The 19,058-nt window shown below is 53.6% G+C and carries 12 protein-coding genes; 2 read left to right on the top strand and 10 right to left on the bottom strand.

Annotation, left to right across the window (positions count from 1 at the left end; all coding sequences use genetic code 11):
* Positions 1-132: IS3 family transposase (locus tag TJ79_RS28705; RefSeq protein WP_081757119.1), on the top strand; the 132-nt coding region annotated here is incomplete at its 5' end.
* 114 nt (positions 133-246) lie between these two features.
* On the opposite strand, the gene TJ79_RS23595 is transcribed toward TJ79_RS28705, so the two are convergent.
* The 3 genes from TJ79_RS23595 to TJ79_RS26360 all read right to left on the bottom strand — a co-directional run bounded on the left by TJ79_RS23595 (position 247) and on the right by TJ79_RS26360 (position 3,412).
* Positions 247-1,452 carry a M14 family zinc carboxypeptidase gene (locus tag TJ79_RS23595; RefSeq protein WP_040952804.1) on the bottom strand — a complete coding sequence of 402 codons (1,206 nt, stop codon included), beginning with the start codon at positions 1,450-1,452 and terminating at the stop codon, positions 247-249.
* Between the two features lie 100 nt (positions 1,453-1,552).
* Entirely contained in the window at positions 1,553-2,359 is an 807-nt protein-coding gene (racE, locus tag TJ79_RS23590) for a glutamate racemase (RefSeq protein WP_081757118.1), read from the bottom strand.
* A gap of 105 nt (positions 2,360-2,464) precedes the next feature.
* The gene (locus TJ79_RS26360) at positions 2,465-3,412 is read right to left on the bottom strand and encodes a polysaccharide deacetylase family protein (protein WP_052339927.1); all 948 of its coding nucleotides are present in this window, start codon (positions 3,410-3,412) and stop codon (positions 2,465-2,467) included.
* A 249-nt stretch (positions 3,413-3,661) separates the two neighbouring features.
* Here TJ79_RS26360 and TJ79_RS23580 point away from each other — a divergent pair, with 249 nt between their 5' ends.
* Complete coding sequence (locus TJ79_RS23580; RefSeq protein ID WP_040952803.1) at positions 3,662-4,702, top strand: Gfo/Idh/MocA family protein; 1,041 nt, start codon at positions 3,662-3,664, stop codon at positions 4,700-4,702.
* 77 nt (positions 4,703-4,779) lie between these two features.
* Here TJ79_RS23580 and TJ79_RS23575 read toward each other — a convergent pair whose 3' ends face one another.
* The 7 genes from TJ79_RS23575 to mnmH form a co-directional block, all read right to left on the bottom strand.
* Entirely contained in the window at positions 4,780-5,214 is a 435-nt protein-coding gene (locus tag TJ79_RS23575; protein WP_040952802.1) for a disulfide oxidoreductase, read from the bottom strand.
* Positions 5,215-5,322: 108 nt separating this feature from the next.
* The gene (locus TJ79_RS28325) at positions 5,323-6,162 is read right to left on the bottom strand and encodes a YtxH domain-containing protein (RefSeq protein WP_052339925.1); all 840 of its coding nucleotides are present in this window, start codon (positions 6,160-6,162) and stop codon (positions 5,323-5,325) included.
* A gap of 215 nt (positions 6,163-6,377) precedes the next feature.
* A complete protein-coding gene (locus tag TJ79_RS26350) occupies positions 6,378-8,540 on the bottom strand; it encodes a cellulase family glycosylhydrolase (RefSeq protein ID WP_052339923.1) in 2,163 nt (720 codons plus the stop codon).
* A 52-nt stretch (positions 8,541-8,592) separates the two neighbouring features.
* Positions 8,593-10,764 carry a cellulose binding domain-containing protein gene (locus TJ79_RS28320; RefSeq protein WP_155988014.1) on the bottom strand — a complete coding sequence of 724 codons (2,172 nt, stop codon included), beginning with the start codon at positions 10,762-10,764 and terminating at the stop codon, positions 8,593-8,595.
* A gap of 151 nt (positions 10,765-10,915) precedes the next feature.
* Positions 10,916-13,894 (bottom strand): glycoside hydrolase family 6 protein, encoded by a 2,979-nt coding sequence (locus tag TJ79_RS26940; protein WP_081757116.1) that lies wholly within the window; start codon positions 13,892-13,894, stop codon positions 10,916-10,918.
* 26 nt (positions 13,895-13,920) lie between these two features.
* On the bottom strand, positions 13,921-17,445 hold the full coding sequence (locus TJ79_RS23540) for a glycoside hydrolase family 48 protein (protein ID WP_040952801.1): 3,525 nt from the start codon (positions 17,443-17,445) through the stop codon (positions 13,921-13,923).
* A 565-nt stretch (positions 17,446-18,010) separates the two neighbouring features.
* Entirely contained in the window at positions 18,011-19,051 is a 1,041-nt protein-coding gene (gene mnmH / locus TJ79_RS23535; protein ID WP_040952800.1) for a tRNA 2-selenouridine(34) synthase MnmH, read from the bottom strand.
* Between the last annotated feature and the right edge of the window lie 7 nt (positions 19,052-19,058).

Here is a 19,058-nt window from a genome sequence, read left to right as displayed (position 1 = left end):
GAAAAGCCGCAGTCACTTGAAGAGGCAGAAAAAATGATTTTTGATTATATAACTTTTTACAACAACAAACGTTTCCAGAAAAAACTCGGCAACCGCTCTCCTTATGAATATCGGCAAGCGGTCGCTGCTTAAAAGTGCTCTTTTATAGTTGTCTACTTGACGGGGCTATGACCATTTTATCGGCCCTGCGCTTTTTTTTCTAAGTGTCCGTTCCCCCGCAGCCGGCTGCCCGGCTCCAACAACCGCTTAAATTGGCTCCATGCCCTCCAGCATGATGCCGACGGTGCGGTCGTAAATCGCCGGAAAATCAGTAATGGGCAAAGGATTCACTCCTTTTCCCGATTCGATGGTGAAACCCGGCCGGCGAAAATCTTGGATAAACCAATCCTTGTAACCGGCATCGCTTTCGCTAAGGTCGATTGGCGTATAGCCGCTTACGCGGGAGTAGCGATTCGCGATATCCGTCGATTCCGGCGGCTGCAGACCCCGGTAGGTGTAATAGATTTCTTCACCCTGGGTATGGAAGGCGATCACTTGGCGGAACGGATTGTTCCGGGTGAAAGCGGCCAAAGCCTTCACTTCCGGCTCCGTCAGCGGTGCGGTGCCCGGGTAGTCCCGAGGGCCGGGGCCCGCCGTTCCGCGTCTGGCCTTTTCTTCCTCCCAATGGGCAGGAAACTGGTCGTTTAAATCCACCCCGCGGATATTCGCCTTCCATCCGGAAAAATTATAGGACCCATTGTTCCACTCCAGCAGTTGGCGGTACTGAGGACTGCGGGGATCCGGTCCTTCCTGCACCAATTCCACCCCGTCGGGATTAAGCATCGGCGCGATCCATAGGGAAGTCGCTTGGAACAGTCTGCGTGTGTCCTTGCCCTTAAAGGTTCTGCCTGTAGTATAGGCTGAGCTGAAATCTTCGATAAATTTCATAAGCATCGAAGCCGTAATCCATTCGTTGGCGTGAATCGAGCCGTTATAATGGATGATATTCGGCCCGCCGCCCAATTTTACGGCATATATCGGCTTGTTCAAGACGCTGTATCCAATGATCACCGTTTCCAAAAACGAATACCGGGCCGCGAGTTGGCGCAAATCGGCGGACAGTTCTTGGAATCCATAAGGAATCGTTGTGTCAACGATGAATTCTCCCTTACTCACCGGCAGCACGATGGTTTGGCCGATGAACAACCGCTCCGGCCTCACGCCAGGGTTTAACGTCTGCAGATCCTGAACCTTAACATTAAAACGCTTGGCAATGTCATAAAAGGTATCGCCCGGCTGAATCACATATCTTCTTGGCATAGCATCCGGAATGCGAATCACTTGCCCCGGATGCAGCAAATCCGCCGTATTCAACTGGGGATTGGCCGCCGCAAGCTCCGTCAGCGTGAGCCCATTTCGCTGGGCGATGCGCGTCAGCGTGTCCCCTCTTTGCACGACATAATCGGATGGCATCCCTTTCGTCCCCTTCCCGCTCCTCCTCGCCTCCGCACACGAAAAACCGGCATTCCATTATATGCCGGTTTTATCTTCGTATGACGGGGAGCAGGATCGGTCAAATCGACGGTACTTGCCAAACCACCGGTGAGCGTTCGAGTTGCTTATCCAGCCAGGCGGAAGCGATCTTACGGAAAATCACCGGATCGCCGCTGCAAAAAAATTGGTGCACCGGAACATCCTCATTCTGCGCCAACTGATTTCCGTATGAAAGAATGGTGCTGACTTCCCGGGCTGTCTCTTCATCCGAACTGATCAGTTTGACTTCCGGGCCCATGACCTCTGCGATGATAGGCGCAAGAAAAGGATAGTGGGTGCAGCCAAGGATCAGGCAGTCCATCGTATGCTTTTGCAATTCAATCAAGGATTCACGGACAACCGTATAGGCTTCCTCCGATTCAAACTGGTCATTTTCCACCAATGGAACTAAACGCGGGCAAGCGAGACTCACGACTTCCGTCCAAGGCGATATCTCTTTCAGCGCCGTTTCGTAAGCGCCGCTGCGGATGGTGCCGATGGTGCCGATTACCCCGATTTTCCCGTTGACCGAGGATTTTATGGCCGCTCTTGCCCCGGGTTTTATCACCCCGACAACAGGAATATCCACTCGCGAGCGGATATCCTCCAAAGCGACGGCAGTTGCCGTATTGCAGGCGATGACAAGCATTTTCGGCTTAAAATGGATCAAGTAATCTACGATTTCCCGTGTGAACCGGATGACTTCTTCCGGATCGCGGGGGCCGTATGGCGTTCTGGCCGTATCTCCGAAATAGACGATTTTTTCCTGGGGCAGCTGTCTTAAAATCTCTTTGACGACCGTTAGGCCGCCGACGCCTGAATCCATTACGGCAATAGCATTGTTCACTGCGCTACTCTTCCTTTATCAATAGGGGTTGTTGACGAGACACTGTCAGGTTATGTAGCGGCTTGCGGATTGGTACTCCGCTCCGTCCTTCCTTACAGGAAATGGTTACATGTCCGAAAGCAGCGCAAACTCGTACCCTTCTTTTTTGACTTCCTTGATGATCCGGTCCAAGGCGTTGATATCATCCTCCGAAGCCTGATGGAGTAAAATGACGTTGCCGTCATGCAAATTGTTGATGACATCGTTATAGGCATCATCGGCTCCGTTTTTCATCGGCTCCCAATCTCTAAGCGCCGTTGACCAGAAGACTGAAGTATACCCCATTTGGGATACGACGTCCAGCAGATGGAGGGTATATTTTCCATAAGGGAAGCGGAAATAGGGCGCCATTTTCTGCCCGGTGATCCCTTCGAATAACGCGGTAAAATCGTTGATCTCCTTAATAACGGCTTCGTCGGTCATCGTGGTCATATCGGTATGCGTCATGGTATGATTGGCGACCAAATGTCCCTCCGCAACTACTCGCTTGATGTAATCGGGGTGTTTTTTTACATTATAGCCGGCGATGAAAAAGTTAGCCTTAACGTCATTATCCTGCAAGATTTTGAGCAGACGGTCCGTATCTCCCATCGCGCCGCCGTTATCCAGCGTCAGATATACTTTTTTGCCGGTGCCGACCCAAATGGCCTTGCGATCCGAACCAAACTGTTTGGTTTCTGCGGGGAAGCGCGGAACGACTCCTTTTCCGCCTTTCATGTAATACCAAGAGAGGGCTTTATTTTCGGCTGAATTCGCTTTTGGCGGCGTTGACGCGGCCTTGGTGGGAGTCGGTTCCGGTGTCGGTTCCGACGTCGCTTTGACGGTTGGTTTTGGCGTCGGCTTCACCGTCGGTGTTGCCGTCGGCGCAACGGTTGGTTCCGGCGTTGCCGGAGCGGCGGTGGCTGCGGTCGTCTTGGTTGACTTCGGTTCGAGAGACACTTTAAAATCAGCGCATCCGGCCAGCAGTGAAGCGAATAAAGCGGTGGCAAGGACAGCGTTCCATTTTCGACTCATGGTGGTTCCTCCCTCGTGCTGCCATATGGCATGCATTTCATGTTCTTATGACGTTTCATCCTCGACAAAAGGTGCATATCGAATGGAAATATCGAAAATTTCATCTTACTATTCGACATTCGGAAGGAAAAACCTGTTTTCCAAGTGAATCCGGTTTCTTCCTCACCTTCGCCTTTTTCTGCAAATTGGTTTTTGCCTACCTGTTGTGATAAATTGGAAACAAAAGGATTCTTTCAAGGAGGCAGCGATATGGACAAGTTAAAAGTGGGCATCATCGGCTGTGGAAATATATTCCCTATGCATGCGGCATCCATTCAACTCACAGATCTGGCGGAACTCAAGGCGGTTTGCGACAACAAGGAAGATCGCGCCCGCCAAGCAGCCGAAAAATACAACTGTAATTACTATACAAGCTACGAGGAAATGATCGATAAAGAAGAGTTGGATGTTATCCATATATGCACTCCCCATTACCTGCATCCGCCCATGACGATTTATGCGGCCAACAAAGGCAAGCATATTTTAACGGAAAAACCAATGAGTACAAAGCTGGAAGACGCAAAGGCCATGGTGGAGGCTTGCGAGAAAAACAACGTGACGTTGGGGGTTATTTTCCAAAATCGATATAATCCCGGATCGCAGCTGATCAAAAGCGCTATTCTCGACGGGAGCCTGGGCAGCGTGTTGGGCGCCAAATGCTCGGTGACGTGGAACCGTTCTGACCATTATTACAGCGGCAGCGACTGGAAGGGAACCTGGGATAAAGAAGGCGGCGGCGTCATCATCGACCAGGCGATTCACACGATGGATTTGATGCGCTGGTTCATCGGCGAGGAGATTGAATACGTCGACGCCCAAATCGGCAACCGTGCCCATGAGCAAATCGAAGTGGAGGACAGCGCCGAAGGCGTCATCAAATTCCGCAATGGCGTGTTCGCCGGATTTTTTGCCGTCAATTATTACAGCTACGATGCGCCGGTAGAAATCGAAATCCACTGCATGAAGGGTACCGCCAAGATGGTAGCCGAAAAAGCGACGATCACTTACAATGACGGCACGATCATCACCCGGGAGAAAAACCCCAACGAGATCATCGACTACGGTGAAGGCGTTAAAATCTATTGGGGCGTCAGCCACTCCAAGCAAATCCGTGACTATTACGATGCGCTTAGATCGGGTAAGCCCCTGTACATCGACGGCAAAGAAGCGTTCAAAACCCAGGAAATGATCAACGCCATCTATACATCCGGTAAAGAAAACCGCCGAATCGTGTTTCCATCTCCAGAATGACACGATTTTTGCGGTAAAAGAAAAAGGCGGTTCTCCCATCTTTTGATGGGGAACCGTCTTTATTTTACTTTGGTGGTCTACTCTTCTTTAAGCGCCCGCCGCAGCAATAGTAGAATCGTCAGAATGAGAGCAAAAGCCGTCAAACACAAGAGCGGGATCGTCACCACGTTCCACCAGTTTAAATAATCCTCGTTGCACGGCACACCGCTGGTGCAGATAGTTACCTCTTCGTGCAGAAAGGGGATTTTTTGCAAGGAGTAGTGAAAGATGGAGATGCAGCTGCCGATTGCCGCCAGAGGAACGGCATAGCGGATAATTCCGTAATCCTTCCGGGAGGCGGCGATTCCCAATAAAAATACAAGAGGGTACATAAAGACCCGCTGGAACCAGCACAGTTTGCAGGGTTCATAGCCCAGCACTTCCGAAAGGAAAAGACTGCCCATAGCCGCGACTATGGCAACGGTAAAGGCAAGAGTCAGACCGTTTTGCAACAAGAATCGTTTTCCGTTCATGGAGCCTCCCGATTATAGCGCCGAATTAAGAGATTGATATCCTTATTTTCAATCAGCGCCTTAAAAAAATCAAGTGAACTCCATAAACGAATTCTTTAGTACAAGGCCTTAAATATTTTCGGCTTCTTGAACAAAATCAATCGAATCATCAAGACGTGAGATGGCCGCCTTTTCGTCGATTTCTTCGGCTTCGCCGGTTTCAGTCACATCCGACACCGACGCATCCCGTTTAGACCGCCAGGAACGGATTTCGTCGAGAGCGGCGGAGCCGGCATCCTTCGCCTTATCCACCCACTCCGATGTATGGGAACCGACGGTTTTCGCCAACTCCTGGGTTTTCTCCACCGCGCCATGGACTTGGTTGGAGATATCCGACCGCAGCTCTTTACCCGGCTTCGGAGCAAACAGCAATGCGGTTACAGCCCCCAGTACCCCGCCAACCACTGCGCCTACTGCAAAATCCTTGCCCTTCACCTTTGCCATACGATCACTCCTTTTTATGATTGCCGTTTTCCGGCGTTGCTGCCGATTGCCGTTTTCTTGCCACAGCCGAACCCCGGCTGCCGCGAATTGAGCCGCTGCTTCGCTAATAGTCGAGGACGGCCGGTCTGGGACCGCCGCCGTGGGCACTGCCGTCCGGTTCAGCGGTAAGCGGATCTTACGCCAAGATCGGCTCCACTCCCCTGCAACTTTTCCCGCACCGTACAGGACGTCTAGGGCCGGCTCCACCCGTGTCAACGATCGTTCCGCCCGCTCAGCCAGCTTTCTTCCGCTTTTCGCCAATTCCTTGGTTTCCGCCGCCGTTTCCGCCAGAAGGACGTTCCATTCCTCCAGCATCTTGCTTGCGTTACTCGCGAGTTTTAGCCCTTTGATCAAAGCGGCTGTACCGAATACCGTCCACAATAAGGCGCAAACGGCGATAACGGTGACGCTGATGGAAAGAATCACCTTGAACCCCCCTCCAGTCAAGAACGTCTAGACGAATGCCCAGCTGACAATACAGTATAGTGTGGAGTCGGCATTTTGACACAGCCCGAGCGAAAAAACTTCGTGTACAGTTGCTCCAGCAGCGACCGGTCGTCGCGGGGAGTGTATGGCGCTGGCCGATCTTGAACACAAAAAAAACACCTCCTTGGCGATGCCAAGGAGGTGTTCGCCGTTGCTTACGGCTCGATGCCCCAGACCAGGCTGCCGCTTTGGTACAGCGTCACCTTGTTCCAGTCCGCGTAAGCGGTCTTCGTTGCATCAAAGGAATAATCGTCGGCCTCGTTGAAATTCGACCAGTCGGATTTGGCGATGCGGACTTGTATGTCACCGCTCTGGCCGCCTGCCGCGATAGATCCTGCGCCGGAAGCAAAACTGATCTCCGCATAGGTATCCGCTCCGGTTTTCGCCGGACTGACCGTGACGAAGGTGCTGCTAACGTTGGCACTGCCTACCTGGGCATAGTCGCACCAAAAGCTTAAACGTGCGGTACCGTCTTTCGTGAAGTAATAACGCAGCTTCAGGTTACTCAAGCTGACAGCGGCCGTGCCCGTGTTCTTGATGTTGAAGGTGGCGTTAATCATATTGTCGGTGGCGTTTGTATTGTTCAGTTTATACTGGACGACCAGACTGCTTGTTGTGCTGCTCGCAGCCGGCGTGGCGCTGACTTGTGTCGAGTTTGTGCTCTCGCCTGCGCTGTTCGCCGCACTGACCGCGTAATAGTACGTCGTCCCATTAGTCAGTCCCGTATCTGAGTAACTTGTCGCAGTCAATCCTGTGGCTACCGTCGTATACGTTCCGCCGCTGGTCGTGGCTCGTTTCACGTTATAGCTCGTCGCGCCTGCAGACGCCGTCCAGCTCAGCGCTACCTGGGCATTGCCCGCCGTGGCCGTGAGTCCCGTAGGCGCCGCTGGAACCGTAACACCGCTGGTCGGTGTCGCGCTGGCCTGCGCCGAGTTCGCGCTCTCGCCCGCGCTGTTCACCGCGCTGACCGCGTAATAGTACGCCGTCCCGTTGGTCAGCCCCGTATTCGTGTAACTGGTAGCGGTGACGCCTGTAGCCACCGTCGTGTACGGACCGCCGCTGACCGTCGCCCGCTTCACGTTATAGCTGGTGGCCCCGCTGGATGACGTCCAGCTCAGCGCTACCTGGGCGTTGCCCGCCGCTGCCGTAAGTCCCGTCGGAATCGAAGGGACTGTTGTGCCGGGAGTTTGGATGATCCGGCTCAGCATGGCCTGCTTAGGAGCATTCCATGTAACCCAATCATCCAGTAGCAGTCCGCCTGTGTCGCCGCTGTTCGGATTCAGACACCAGTAGGTCCAGTACAGCTTGTTGGCAGCGATGTAATCTACCAGTTTATTTTGCCAGATTCCTTCCGTACTGGTCGTATCCACATTTCGGCCGCCAAATTCCCCTACCAGCACCGGCGCTGTATTCGACTTGCTGATGTATCCCCAATAAGCGTCCCATATGGCCGGCATGTTGTTCGGGAACGTCGAATCGGAGAACCAGGATTGGGAGGCGACTCCCGGACCGTAATCGTGGGAGGAATACACGACTTGATTGGGGACGTTCAGAACGACGGGATAATTCGCTACTCCCTTGAGATTGCCGCCCCACCAATACGAATCCGAGTAGCCCTGCACATTGCCTGCAACCCCTTCTACAATGATCAGCCAGTTCGGGTTAATGGACAGGATGGCATTCCCGGCGCGCTGCGCCGCAAGCCGCCAATCCGTGGCCGTATTTCCGGTTCCCCAGCTGGCGCTTCCATGGGGCTCGTTATGCAGATCGGCCCCGATGACCGTGTCGTTATTGTTGTAGCGGGTGGCCAGCATCTTCCAGTCATCGATCCAGCGCTGTTCGGAGTATGCCGACGTATACCAAAGCTCGGACTGACCGCCGGAATCAGGGCGGTGGCGGTCCAGAAAGATTTTCATCCCCCGGTCGCCAGCCTTAGCAATCAGCTTATCCATGATTTGGATAGGGGTAAGCCCAACGAGATCGGGGTTTTTGACGTAATCGATGCTGGTGGCAACCGAGCCGGAATCAAACATCTGATTGCAGTACGGCAGCCGGATCAGGTTGTAGCCATTGGCTTTCATCTGGTCCAGAACATCATCCATAGACCGTGTCCACAATCCGTGAGGAGAATAATTCGATGTTTCAAAGCCAAACCAGTTGATCCCGTTCCAAACGACGGGATTTCCGGCAGAGTCGACGATTTTGCTTCCCGAGGTGTGGTAATAGTTCGCCGATGCTTCCGTATGCCGGGTGCCGAACGATAACGTACCGAAGACTAACGCGCAAATAAGCAAGCCCTTAAGATATCGCTTGAACATGGATTATCCTTCTTTCTTGTGAGGTTTACCAGTGGTCGACGCCGAAATCCGCTTATGGTTCCAAGCCCCAGGCGAGGACGCCGCTTTGATAGAGCGTCACTTTGTTCCAATCGGCGAAGGTGGTTTTCGTCCCGTCAAAGGAGTAGTCATTAGTTTCGATAAAATTTGACCAGTCGGCCTTAGCAATGCGGATCTGGATTTCACCGCTCTGTCCCCCCGCCGCGATGGAACCCGCACCGGATGCAAATGATAGCTCGGCGTAAGTATCAGCTCCCGTTTTAGCCGGGCTGACTGTCACGAAGGAATTGCTGACATTGCCGCTGCCCACCTGGGCGTAGTCGCACCAGAAATTCAGATTTGAGCTTGTGTCCTTGGTGAAGTAATAGCGCAGTTTCAGATTGTTCAAGCTGACGGCGGTTGTGCCTGTATTCTTAATGTTAAAGGTTGCGTAGATCTGATTGTCGGTGGCGTTGGAATTGCTCAGCTTATACTGCACGACGAGGCTGCCCGGGTTGACCGCCACCGGAGTCGCACTGACTTGCGTGGAATTCGCGCTCTCACCGGCGCTGTTTACCGCGCTGACGACATAGTAGTACATCGTGCCGTTGGTTAATCCCGTGTTCGTATAAGCGTTTGTTGTCACACCAGTAGCTACAGTGGTGTAGGGGCCACCGCTGACTGTCGCCCGCTTCACGTTATAACTCGTCGCCCCACTAGAGGCTGTCCAGCTCAGTGTTGCTTGAGCATTGCCCGCCGTTACCGTAAGCCCTGACGGCGCAGCAGGAATGGTCACGCTCGGCGTCGCGCTGACTTGCGTCGAATTTGCGCTCTCGCCAATGCCGTTCACCGCGCTGACTACGTAATAGTACGTCGTGCCGTTAGTCAGTCCCGTATTAGTGTAACTAGTCGTCGTGACACCAGTGGCTACCGTCGTATACGGACCGCCGCTTACCGTCGCCCGCTTCACGTTATAGCTGGCCGCGCCGGTGGCGGCCGTCCAGTTAAGCACCACCTGGGTGTTGCCTGCCGTGGCCGTGAGTCCCGCAGGTACCGCAGGTACCGTTGTGACGTTGAGAGCATTCATTTGCTGCGCATGATTGGAAATCACGGTAGTCGTCGTGCTGGGGTAGGTGATCCGGAACCCGTCGTAATCCGGGTAAAGGGAACCGTCATCCTGAATGCCCGTTAAAATCCAGAACTGGTCTCCCGCTCCTCCGTTCGTATAAACCGTATCCAGCCAGGTTTGGTAAGTCGCGTTGCGCAGCGACTGATCGGACGAATAGTCTTTTATCCCGTATTCCTCCAGCACAGTCGGCTTCCCAATCGTTTTTCCGTCGGCAATATGGTTCTTGATCCACTGGGTTCCCCAATCGACTGTCCGATTCCAGCCGTCCGGATACAGATGGTACGTGCCGTAATCGATGTTAGTCAGGGAGGTCAGGCGCGTCCAATCCACCCCTTCGCCTCCGCCGTACATCCAGTCGGAGTTGCCGGAGATATTATAAAAGCCTTCATCTCCGACAGCTACCAGATGATTGGAGTCCAGGGACTTGACGTACGTGCTCATTTCGTTCGCCCAGTTGACCAGCGTGTTCCCCGTCGTATCCGACTGGCAGCGGGGCTCGTTGGCCAATTCCCAGGTCATAATCGTCGGGTCGTCCTTGTATTTCACGTTGTTGTACGTGTTCGTCCGGTTGATCAGATAGTTAACGTAATTTTTATAGGCGGTTTTGATCGAGCTGTTGGTATAAAAAGCGTCATGGGTTCCGGCATTGAACCATTTGACATACTGGTTCATCCCGCCGAAGTCGTCCCAATTGTTAACCATGGGAATGACCAGCTTGATCCCCAGTTGGCCCGCTTTGTAGATGGCGTAGTCCAACTTTTTGAAACCGGACTCGTCATACACGCCAGCTTGGGGCTGCATGTTGACGCCGGCATTGGCAGTCCCATCAGTGAATCCCCAAATGCGCATGACCTTCAGATTCATCGCGACCGCTTTGTTCAGCACATCATCAACCATGGTTTGCGAGGCATAGTGAAAATAATAGTTATTGGAACCGGAAAAATAGAAATCGCTGCCGTTCAAAACAAACTTCGAGCCGCTCACTCCGACAAAGGCAGACCCTGCGGCCTGCGTGCTTACAGGCGGGACGACGGTGAACATGCCGGTGAGCATGAGAACCGCCGAAAGAACGGCTGCGATTACTTTTTTCTTGAACATTATCAATTCCCTCCTCTTTCTATCGATAGATCGCTAGATTTGAAAAGAGAAAAAAACGGGGAGAACAAAAGTCGAATGCAAAAACTCCGTTCTCCCCGCCGCCAATGAAATTCGCATGCCCTTGTTACAGCCTCATGAAGTTACAGCACCATTAAGGCTCCAAGCCCCATACGAGTGTACCGCTTTGATACAGCGTCACTTTGCTCCAGTCGGCATAGTTAGTCTTCGTTCCGTCGAAGGAATAGTCGTCGGCTTCGTTGAAGTTCGACCAGTCGGATTTAGCGATGCGGATTTGAATATCCCCGCTCTGTCCGCCTGCAGCAATGGACCCTGCGCCGGAAGCAAAGGAGAGTTCAGCGTAGGTATCCGCTCCGGTTTTCGCCGGGCTGACCGTCACGAAGGAGTTGCTGACGTTGCCGCTGCCTACTTGAGCGTAGTCGCACCAGAAGCTCAAGCTTGCGGTACCATCTTTCGTGAAATAATAACGCAGCTTCAGGTTGCTCAAGCTGACGGCAGTCGTGCCTGTATTCTTGATGTTGAAGGTGGCGTAGATCTGGTTGTCGGTAGCGTTAGAGTTGTTCAGCTTATACTGGACGACCAGGTTGCCGGTGCTGCCTGACGTCGGTGTCGCACTGACTTGCGTCGAGTTCGTGCTCTCGCCCGCACTGTTCACCGCGCTGACCACATAGTAGTACGTCGTCCCGTTGGTCAGGCCCGTATCCGTGTAGCTGGTTGCGGTCACGCCCGTCGCTACCGTCGTATACGTTCCTCCGCTGGTTGTCGCCCGTTTCACACTATAGCTGGTCGCGCCGCTGGATGCGGTCCAGCTTAGCGCTATTTGGGCATTACCCGCCGTTGCCGTGAGTCCCGTAGGCGCCGACGGTATGGTGACTCCGCTCACCGGCGTTGCACTGACCTGCGTCGAGTTGGCACTTTCCCCCGCACTGTTCACCGCGCTGACCACATAGTAGTATGCCGTCCCATTGGTCAGGCCTGTGTTCGTATAACTGGTCGTCGTCACCCCGGTCGCTACCGTCGTGTACGTTCCCCCGCTGGTCGTGGCCCGTTTCACGTTATAGCTGGTCACACCGCTGGATGCCGTCCAGCTCAACGCTACCTGGGCATTGCCCGCTGTAGCCGTGAGTCCTGTTGGTGCCGACGGTACGGTGACTCCGCTCACCGGCGTTGCGCTGACCTGCGTCGAGTTGGTGCTCTCACCCGCACTGTTCACCGCACTGACTACGTAGTAGTACGTCGTCCCGTTAGTCAGACCCGTATTCGTGTAACTCGTCGCAGTCACGCCCGTCGCTACCGTCGTATACGTTCCCCCGCTGGTCGTGGCCTGTTTCACGTTATAGCTGGTCGCGCCACTGGATGCGGTCCAACTCAGTGCTACTTGAGCGTTGCCCGCCGTAGCCGTGAGCCCTGTTGGTGCTGTCGGCACCGTTACTCCACTCACCGGTGTCGCGCTGACTTGCGTTGAGTTAGAGCTTTCACCCGCGCTGTTCACCGCACTGACCACATAGTAATACGTCGTCCCGTTGGTCAGGCCCGTGTTCGTGTAGCTGGTGGTCGTCACCCCGGTGGCTACCGTCGTATATGTTCCTCCGCTGCTTGTCGCTCGCTTCACGTTATAGCTCGTAGCCCCGCTGGATGCTGTCCAGCTCAGAGCTACCTGTGCGTTGCCAGCCGTGGCCGTGACGCCCGTCGGAGCTGCGGGTACCGTGATGCTGCCCCCGGGGATGACCGGGTAAGCATTTTGCACAAGCTGGACGAATTGATCATGGAACCAGTGGCCGGAAACCGGAGCATTGGGCAGCGCTCCCGTCAGCTTGCCGCTGGACGCTACGTAAGTCGGGTCGCACATTCTGTCGAACCCTTTCCCCTCATCGTTGGCAATCGCCGAGCTGGAGCCGTCCGACTCACCCGGAGGTTTTACCCAAAGATATGCATCCAGATGCGAACCCGGATAACCCGTCGGCGCAGCTTGTGGCGGTTGCCCCATGCCGGCTCCACTGGGATTACACCAGTTCCCCCGATGAAGGCGCTTGTCAATGCGTCCGGAGTCGACATAAGCATTGACGGTCGTTCCGCTGGCGCTAGTCGGCCGATCCGCCCCGCCCCAACCGTTGCGGGACGTATCGATGATGAAGCCGATAGAGGACGGCCAGCCCTTGGCTACGAACCCGGTATACAAGGCTGCGGTAAAATCCGCCTCATCAAAATAAGGATTCCATTCATAATAACTGGCCGACTTGATTTGTTGGCTGTTGATGGTCAAGTTCGGATCGGGCAAATTCGGTTCTTCCAGCGGAGTTGTATTGGCCGTGTCCGAGATAAATCCGTCGACGCTGGCCAAGCCTGCAGTCGTCCCGCCGACAACGGTGGTGAACAGATCGATGGCCGGCTGGCGGTTGCTGTCCCAACCAAGCCATCCAGAGTGCCCGATGTCCATGTAGTTGTAGACGTTAGAGACGGCATGCAGCTTGTCGAGAGCATACCGGGTGGCATCCCGGTAAATATTGGTGGAGTTCGCGTCTGCGCAACGCGAATCGCTGAGGTTCGTCACCAGGTTCGGCAGCGAGTCCGGTTCGATGATGGCAGCGATGCGGATATCCTGGTATTTCGGATCGGCGAATGCGCTGGCGATAGGGTCGATATAGCTGGTTTTGTACGTTTGCAGACCGGCTGCGGTCAAAGGCAGCTCCCCGTTGGAAGCCAGCGCGTGACAATCGCGTCCGGGCAAATCGTAAATGACGAACGTAACTACGATCGGCGTGCCTGCTTGTTTTTTCGCCAGCACGTCGTCCAAGGTTTGCGTCAGGCTCTTACGGCCGCCGTTAGCCGTGCCGCCGGCGATGGCCGCAATCCGGTCGAGCCAAATCGCTGTCGGATACGATTTCACCGTCTGCATTTTGGCGATCAAAGAGGAATCGCTGACTTGGGCGATAGAGGTATCCACCTCGGTAGCGTAATCGGGATTCACATACATGGTAGCGCCTAAAAACGGATTATCTTGATGGGCTTCAGCCGCTTTGCCCGTTTGCACACCGAATGGGCCGACCAGGGATAAGACGAGAGAAGCAAGCATGATCATCATCCAAATGCGCTTCCGTGAAAGACGGGACATTCCATTCACTCCTTTTTGTCGGTTTCTCAAGGTTCGATCCCCCATGCGAGGGTACCGCTTTGATACAGCGTCACTTTGCTCCAGTCGGCGAAGCTGGTCTTCGTTCCATCGAAGGAATAATCATCGGCTTCGTTGAAGTTCGACCAGTCGCTCTTGGCGATGCGGATCTGGATTTCGCCAGACTGTCCGCCCGCTGCAATCGATCCCGCTCCGGTGCTAAAAGACAGCTCGGCGTAGGTATCGGCACCGGTTTTCGCCGGGCTTATGGTCACGAAAGAATTGCTAATGTTGCCGCTGCCGACTTGCGCGTAGTCGCACCAATAGCTCAAGCCTGCGGTGCCATCCTTTGTGAAGTAATAGCGCAGCTTCAGGTTGCTCAAGTTCACGGCGGTCGTGCCTGTGTTCTTGATGTTGAAGGTGGCGTAGATCTGGTTGTCGGTAGCGTTGGAATTGCTCAGCTTATACTGGACGACGAGATTGCCGGTACTCCCCGCAGTCGGTGTCGCACTAACTTGCGTTGAGTTCGCGCTTTCACCCGCACTATTCACCGCACTGACCACGTAGTAGTAAGTCGTCCCGTTGGTCAGGCCCGTATCCGTATAGCTAGTCGTGGTTACACCGGTGGATACCGTTGTGTACGGACCGCCGCTGGTCGTGGCTCGCTTCACGTTATAGCTCGTCGCGCCGGTAGATGCCGTCCAACTCAGCGCCACTTGAGCGTTCCCCGCCGTAGCCGTGAGCCCCGTCGGTGCCGCTGGTATGGTGACACCGCTCACCGGTGTCGCACTGACTTGCGTCGAGTTCGCACTTTCACCTGCGCTGTTCACTGCACTAACCACGTAGTAGTACGTCGTCCCGTTGGTCAAGCCCGTATCTGAGTAGCTGGTCGTGGTTACACCGGTAGATACCGTTGTGTACGGACCGCCGCTGGTCGTGGCCCGCTTCACGTTATAGCTCGTCGCGCCGGTGGATGCCGTCCAACTCAGCGCCACTTGGGTATTGCCCGCCGTAGCCGTAAGCCCCGTCGGTGCTGCCGGAACCGTAACTCCGCTCACCGGCGTCGCGCTGACCTGCGTCGAGTTCACGCTCTCACCCGCACTGTTCACCGCACTCACCACGTAGTAGTACGCCGTACCGTTGGTCAGTCCTGTGTTCGTGTAGCTGGTCGTGGTCACGCCTGTTGCTACCGTCGTGTATGGGCCGCCGCTTACCGTCGCCCGCTTCACGTTATAGCTCGTGGCGCCGGCTGATGCCGTCCAGCTTAGCGATACCTGTGCGTTGCCTGCCGTAGCCGTAAGTCCCGTGGGCGCCGAAGGCACCGAGACTACAACTCCGGTGATCAACCGGTCAAATTCGGCATAAGCCGTAGCGATATCAACTTGAGACCAGAACCGATGATAGGTAAAGGTGGGAACCCCGTTATCCCAAGTCTTCGTCGTTTGATTAAACGACGTGTTGTACAAGTTGCTCAAGTAACTCCACTTCGGATCCTGCAAAATTTTCGGACGGAGATCGGTATAACTGATGTACACGCCGTTTCCGCCCTTGGCAGGATCGGAAGCCACTCCGCTGCTTCCCGGAATCGTATTGCCCTGCCCGTATGTGCCGGTCCAGCCGCTCGGTAAGTAAATTTCTTTATCGAAATATCGGTAATAGTCCTTGCGCTCTTCCGGTGCAACGATGCCTTTTCCGTCATTTTTCAGCCATGCCACGTCAAGCAGATTGCTTGCCAAAGCTTGTGCGGTGTTGCCGGATGTTGTAAAGCTTCCCGTCTCTGCCTTGGTGGCTGCTGCAAAATAAGTAAGCGCTTTAATATAGCTGCCGAGTACGCCCACATCTTGGCTGGGATCTTTAGTCGTAACATGATAACTCAGATTCCCCGTAGCGCTGGCATATCCGTTCCAGGAATCCGGTTTTCCGCTCCATTCGATAGTGGAAGGAATGTAGAACTCGCCTGATGCGGATGTCGTCGCAATGGACGGACTTGTTCCGGAAACGCGGCTGCCGCTAGCATCCAAGAAATATCCTTGAATGTCCGTAACCGGTTTCTTATTTACGAAAACGTAAGGCATCGAATAGTTAATCCACTTGGTGATGACTTGTTTAGCCATTTTGAAAGTATCGGATGTGGTATCTCCCTTGGAAACCAACAGATAGTAAAGCTCCGCTATACGCTCCATCGGCCAAGCTTGAAAGCCGAACCAGGTGTTGGAGTTAGGGTCATGGTAGACCGGGGCTTCCTGATACCCCATACCATAGAAGGTGGGGGTTCCTGACGGATATGCGCTATAATCGCCGTTCCAGCTGTTGGTGGCGCCGCCGCCGATTGCTCCTTCCGCCGATTGCAGCCATACATAAAACTCCAGTTCCCTCTGCAGGGAGGTGGACCAATCGGTTTTGGCAGTTGGCGAAGTCGGCGCCAAATCGTTAGCGAGTGCATAAGCCATGAACGGATTTTGGTAAGCCTGGTGCACATGGCTGGACCCGATTCTCCAAGCCCAGTCACCACTGCCGTTAGCCCCAAGTCCGCCGCCCCAAGCCGTATACCACCCCATCAAATAATCGGAGGAGTTCTTCCCGCTTCCGGCCGTAGGCGATCCTGTTGAAGCGCTTCCAATCTTGTCAAAATATTTGTCGTACATTCCATAGCGAAGGTAGTCGCCCATCTTTTTTGCTTTATCCAAGTAGGTCGTGTTGGAATATCCCAACTGCTTCGCCAAATACATGACCTGTACGGCACGCCCGTCCGCATCTGTCGCATCGGTATAACGCCACTGCTGGGATGGAGTGCCGCCGACGAACAGTGAAACAAACCCTTCCCCCGACTTCCCGAAGGTGAATTTATCCTGGGAGGGGTGGGTGACGGCTTCCCATACCGATTCCTGCTCGCCGCGCTGGAAGGTATTCACATAAGCGGCCGTATGGGACGGATTAAGCGTATTGCCGAAGCCATACCAGTTGTCTACATCCAAAAGCCAATGCATCAAATACGTCTGGTTGTTTCCGTAGGTCGCTTTCAATTCGGTGTCAAGTGGATCACTTCCCACCGGTTTGCCGCCAAACTGTGCGGGATACTGATCGGGATAAGGATGCTCGGGAGCATACGTTGCCGGACTGGATGGATTATACTTGCTCATAGTCGGCTGCTCTTCAACACCATCCCCTTCGTTGACGGGAATGATATATTTCTCCATGCTGTCCCAAGCCTTTTCAAGCTTCGTCCAATCTCCGGTGTAATAGCCATACATCGTTTCCAGCCACAGCCAATAGCTATAGGCCTCCGATGTAGTCATGTGACCATAATCAGGCGCTTCGCTGATCAGCGTTTCAACGGAATGGTAAGGAATGCCCTCTGCGGAAAAGTAACCGTTGGACGAATTTTTAATCTGATTGTACAAGGTCAAAAAACGTGTTTGGTTGGTGGATGCGGCGCTTGCTTTATGCTGATCGGCGAACAGAAGTTGAACAACCGTGGTGAACATCAGCACAGCAATGAGCGCCAGCTTCGCGAGTTTGGAGAGGTTCCGTTTTCTCTGGTACGAAACGTCCATGGCACTATATCCCTCCTTGTGGGTTGTCTTGCGTAATCCGGCGTAACCATTCATCGTCCTGCATTGCATTAACGTTTCGGTATCTGAGGGCCAACTGAGGGCCAACCATCACCTCCTTCATGGACATGCCAAGAACAACGCCTGATCGTTTGGATTGGGTTTAGAAAGGACTCACCTCCTTTTTCAAAGGGATAAAAAATCAATAACAAATTGGAAGAGACGGGAGGAAACGATCGCTAATTTCTTGTTTGAAATTACTTCGTGTTGGAGGATGGATGTGGGGACAGGCAACTGGCTTGGGGGCGAGGTCATTTTGAACATGGTAATATATGGATAACCTAAATGTAATCGCTTATAATTAGAATCTCTAGCACTATAATTGCTCAGTTAGCACTTTTGTTACTATTTTTATATAAAATATCAGGAAAAATCACGTGATTAAAATCACTAACTTAAAAAGCACAAATAATGCCTGTCTGGAGGTAGTATCGCCGAACAAGCCCCGTTCGTTAAAACAGGGAAACGACCCGATTTTCCGCTTTGTAAAATAAAAAAAATCCGCACCTTAAGGTACGGATTTCAGAGCGGGAAGCTGATGGATCAGTTCCTTCTCCGCTTCATCAACAGAATCAACTCGTATGGTTACGGCAGCTTCCAAAAGCCCCTCCGCCGAATGCAGATAGCGGGGATCATAGTAATGAACGAGCAGCAGCTCGACGGCTTCCGCAAACCGGTCCATCTGCAGATGCTCCATGATTTCCTTTGAAACCGGCGTATGAATACGATCGGCGATGCGCCTAAACTGCCCAATGCAATCCTCTTTGTTTTCTTCCGGACGGTAATCCTTCAGAATGTTCTGTACCCGGGTTGCGACAGGCATATCGATGACGATCAACTTGCCACGTTCTTTCTTCTCTGCCAAAAAAGACGGCATCACCACTTTGCCGATCCGCCTGCTCTCCCCCTCTATCAAAACAAACGGACTTTCGTTTACTTCCAGCAGCTTATGCAGCAGCAGTGAATCGAAGGTTTTTTGATTGCGAGGCTGCATGCCGATGCCACCGAAAATCGAACCCCGGTGCCCGGCCATCCCTTCCAAATCCAAGACAGGGTATCCTTTGGCTGCAAGACGCTGGAGCAGATCCGTCTTCCCTGTACCCGTCAAGCCTCCCAGCACGATGCATTCCGGATGCATCGTAAACTTCTGCAGCTGATCCACGACCCACTGACGATACGCTCGAATCCCGCCATCCAGCCGATATACCTTGAATCCGTACAAACTGAGCAATGTTGCCGCCGTCCGGCTGCGCATGCCCCCGCGCCAGCAGAAAACGGCTTTTTTCGGGCTGCCGCTATCAAATTCGCGGATGAAGGCGGGGAGCTTGGCGGAGACGACTTCTAGCCCTCTAACTTTGGCCTCACTCATCCCGACTTGAGTGTAAAGCGTACCGATATCCCGCCGTTCCTCGTCGTCAAACAAAGGAATGTTGCGGCTTCCCGGCAGTGTCATATCCAGAAATTCCGAGGGAGAGCGGACATCGATGATATCCACTTCCTCTTTTTGCTGTAGCTTTAGCAAATCCGTAATGGCAATGTCCTGAAACACTTCTGTC

Origin of the sequence: Gorillibacterium massiliense (assembly GCF_000455485.1) — a bacterium.
GTDB classification, from domain to species: Bacteria; Bacillota; Bacilli; order Paenibacillales; family NBRC-103111; genus Gorillibacterium; species Gorillibacterium massiliense.
The sequence above is the reverse complement of the archived record's forward strand: the minus strand, read 5'-3'. Positions and strand labels throughout refer to the sequence as shown.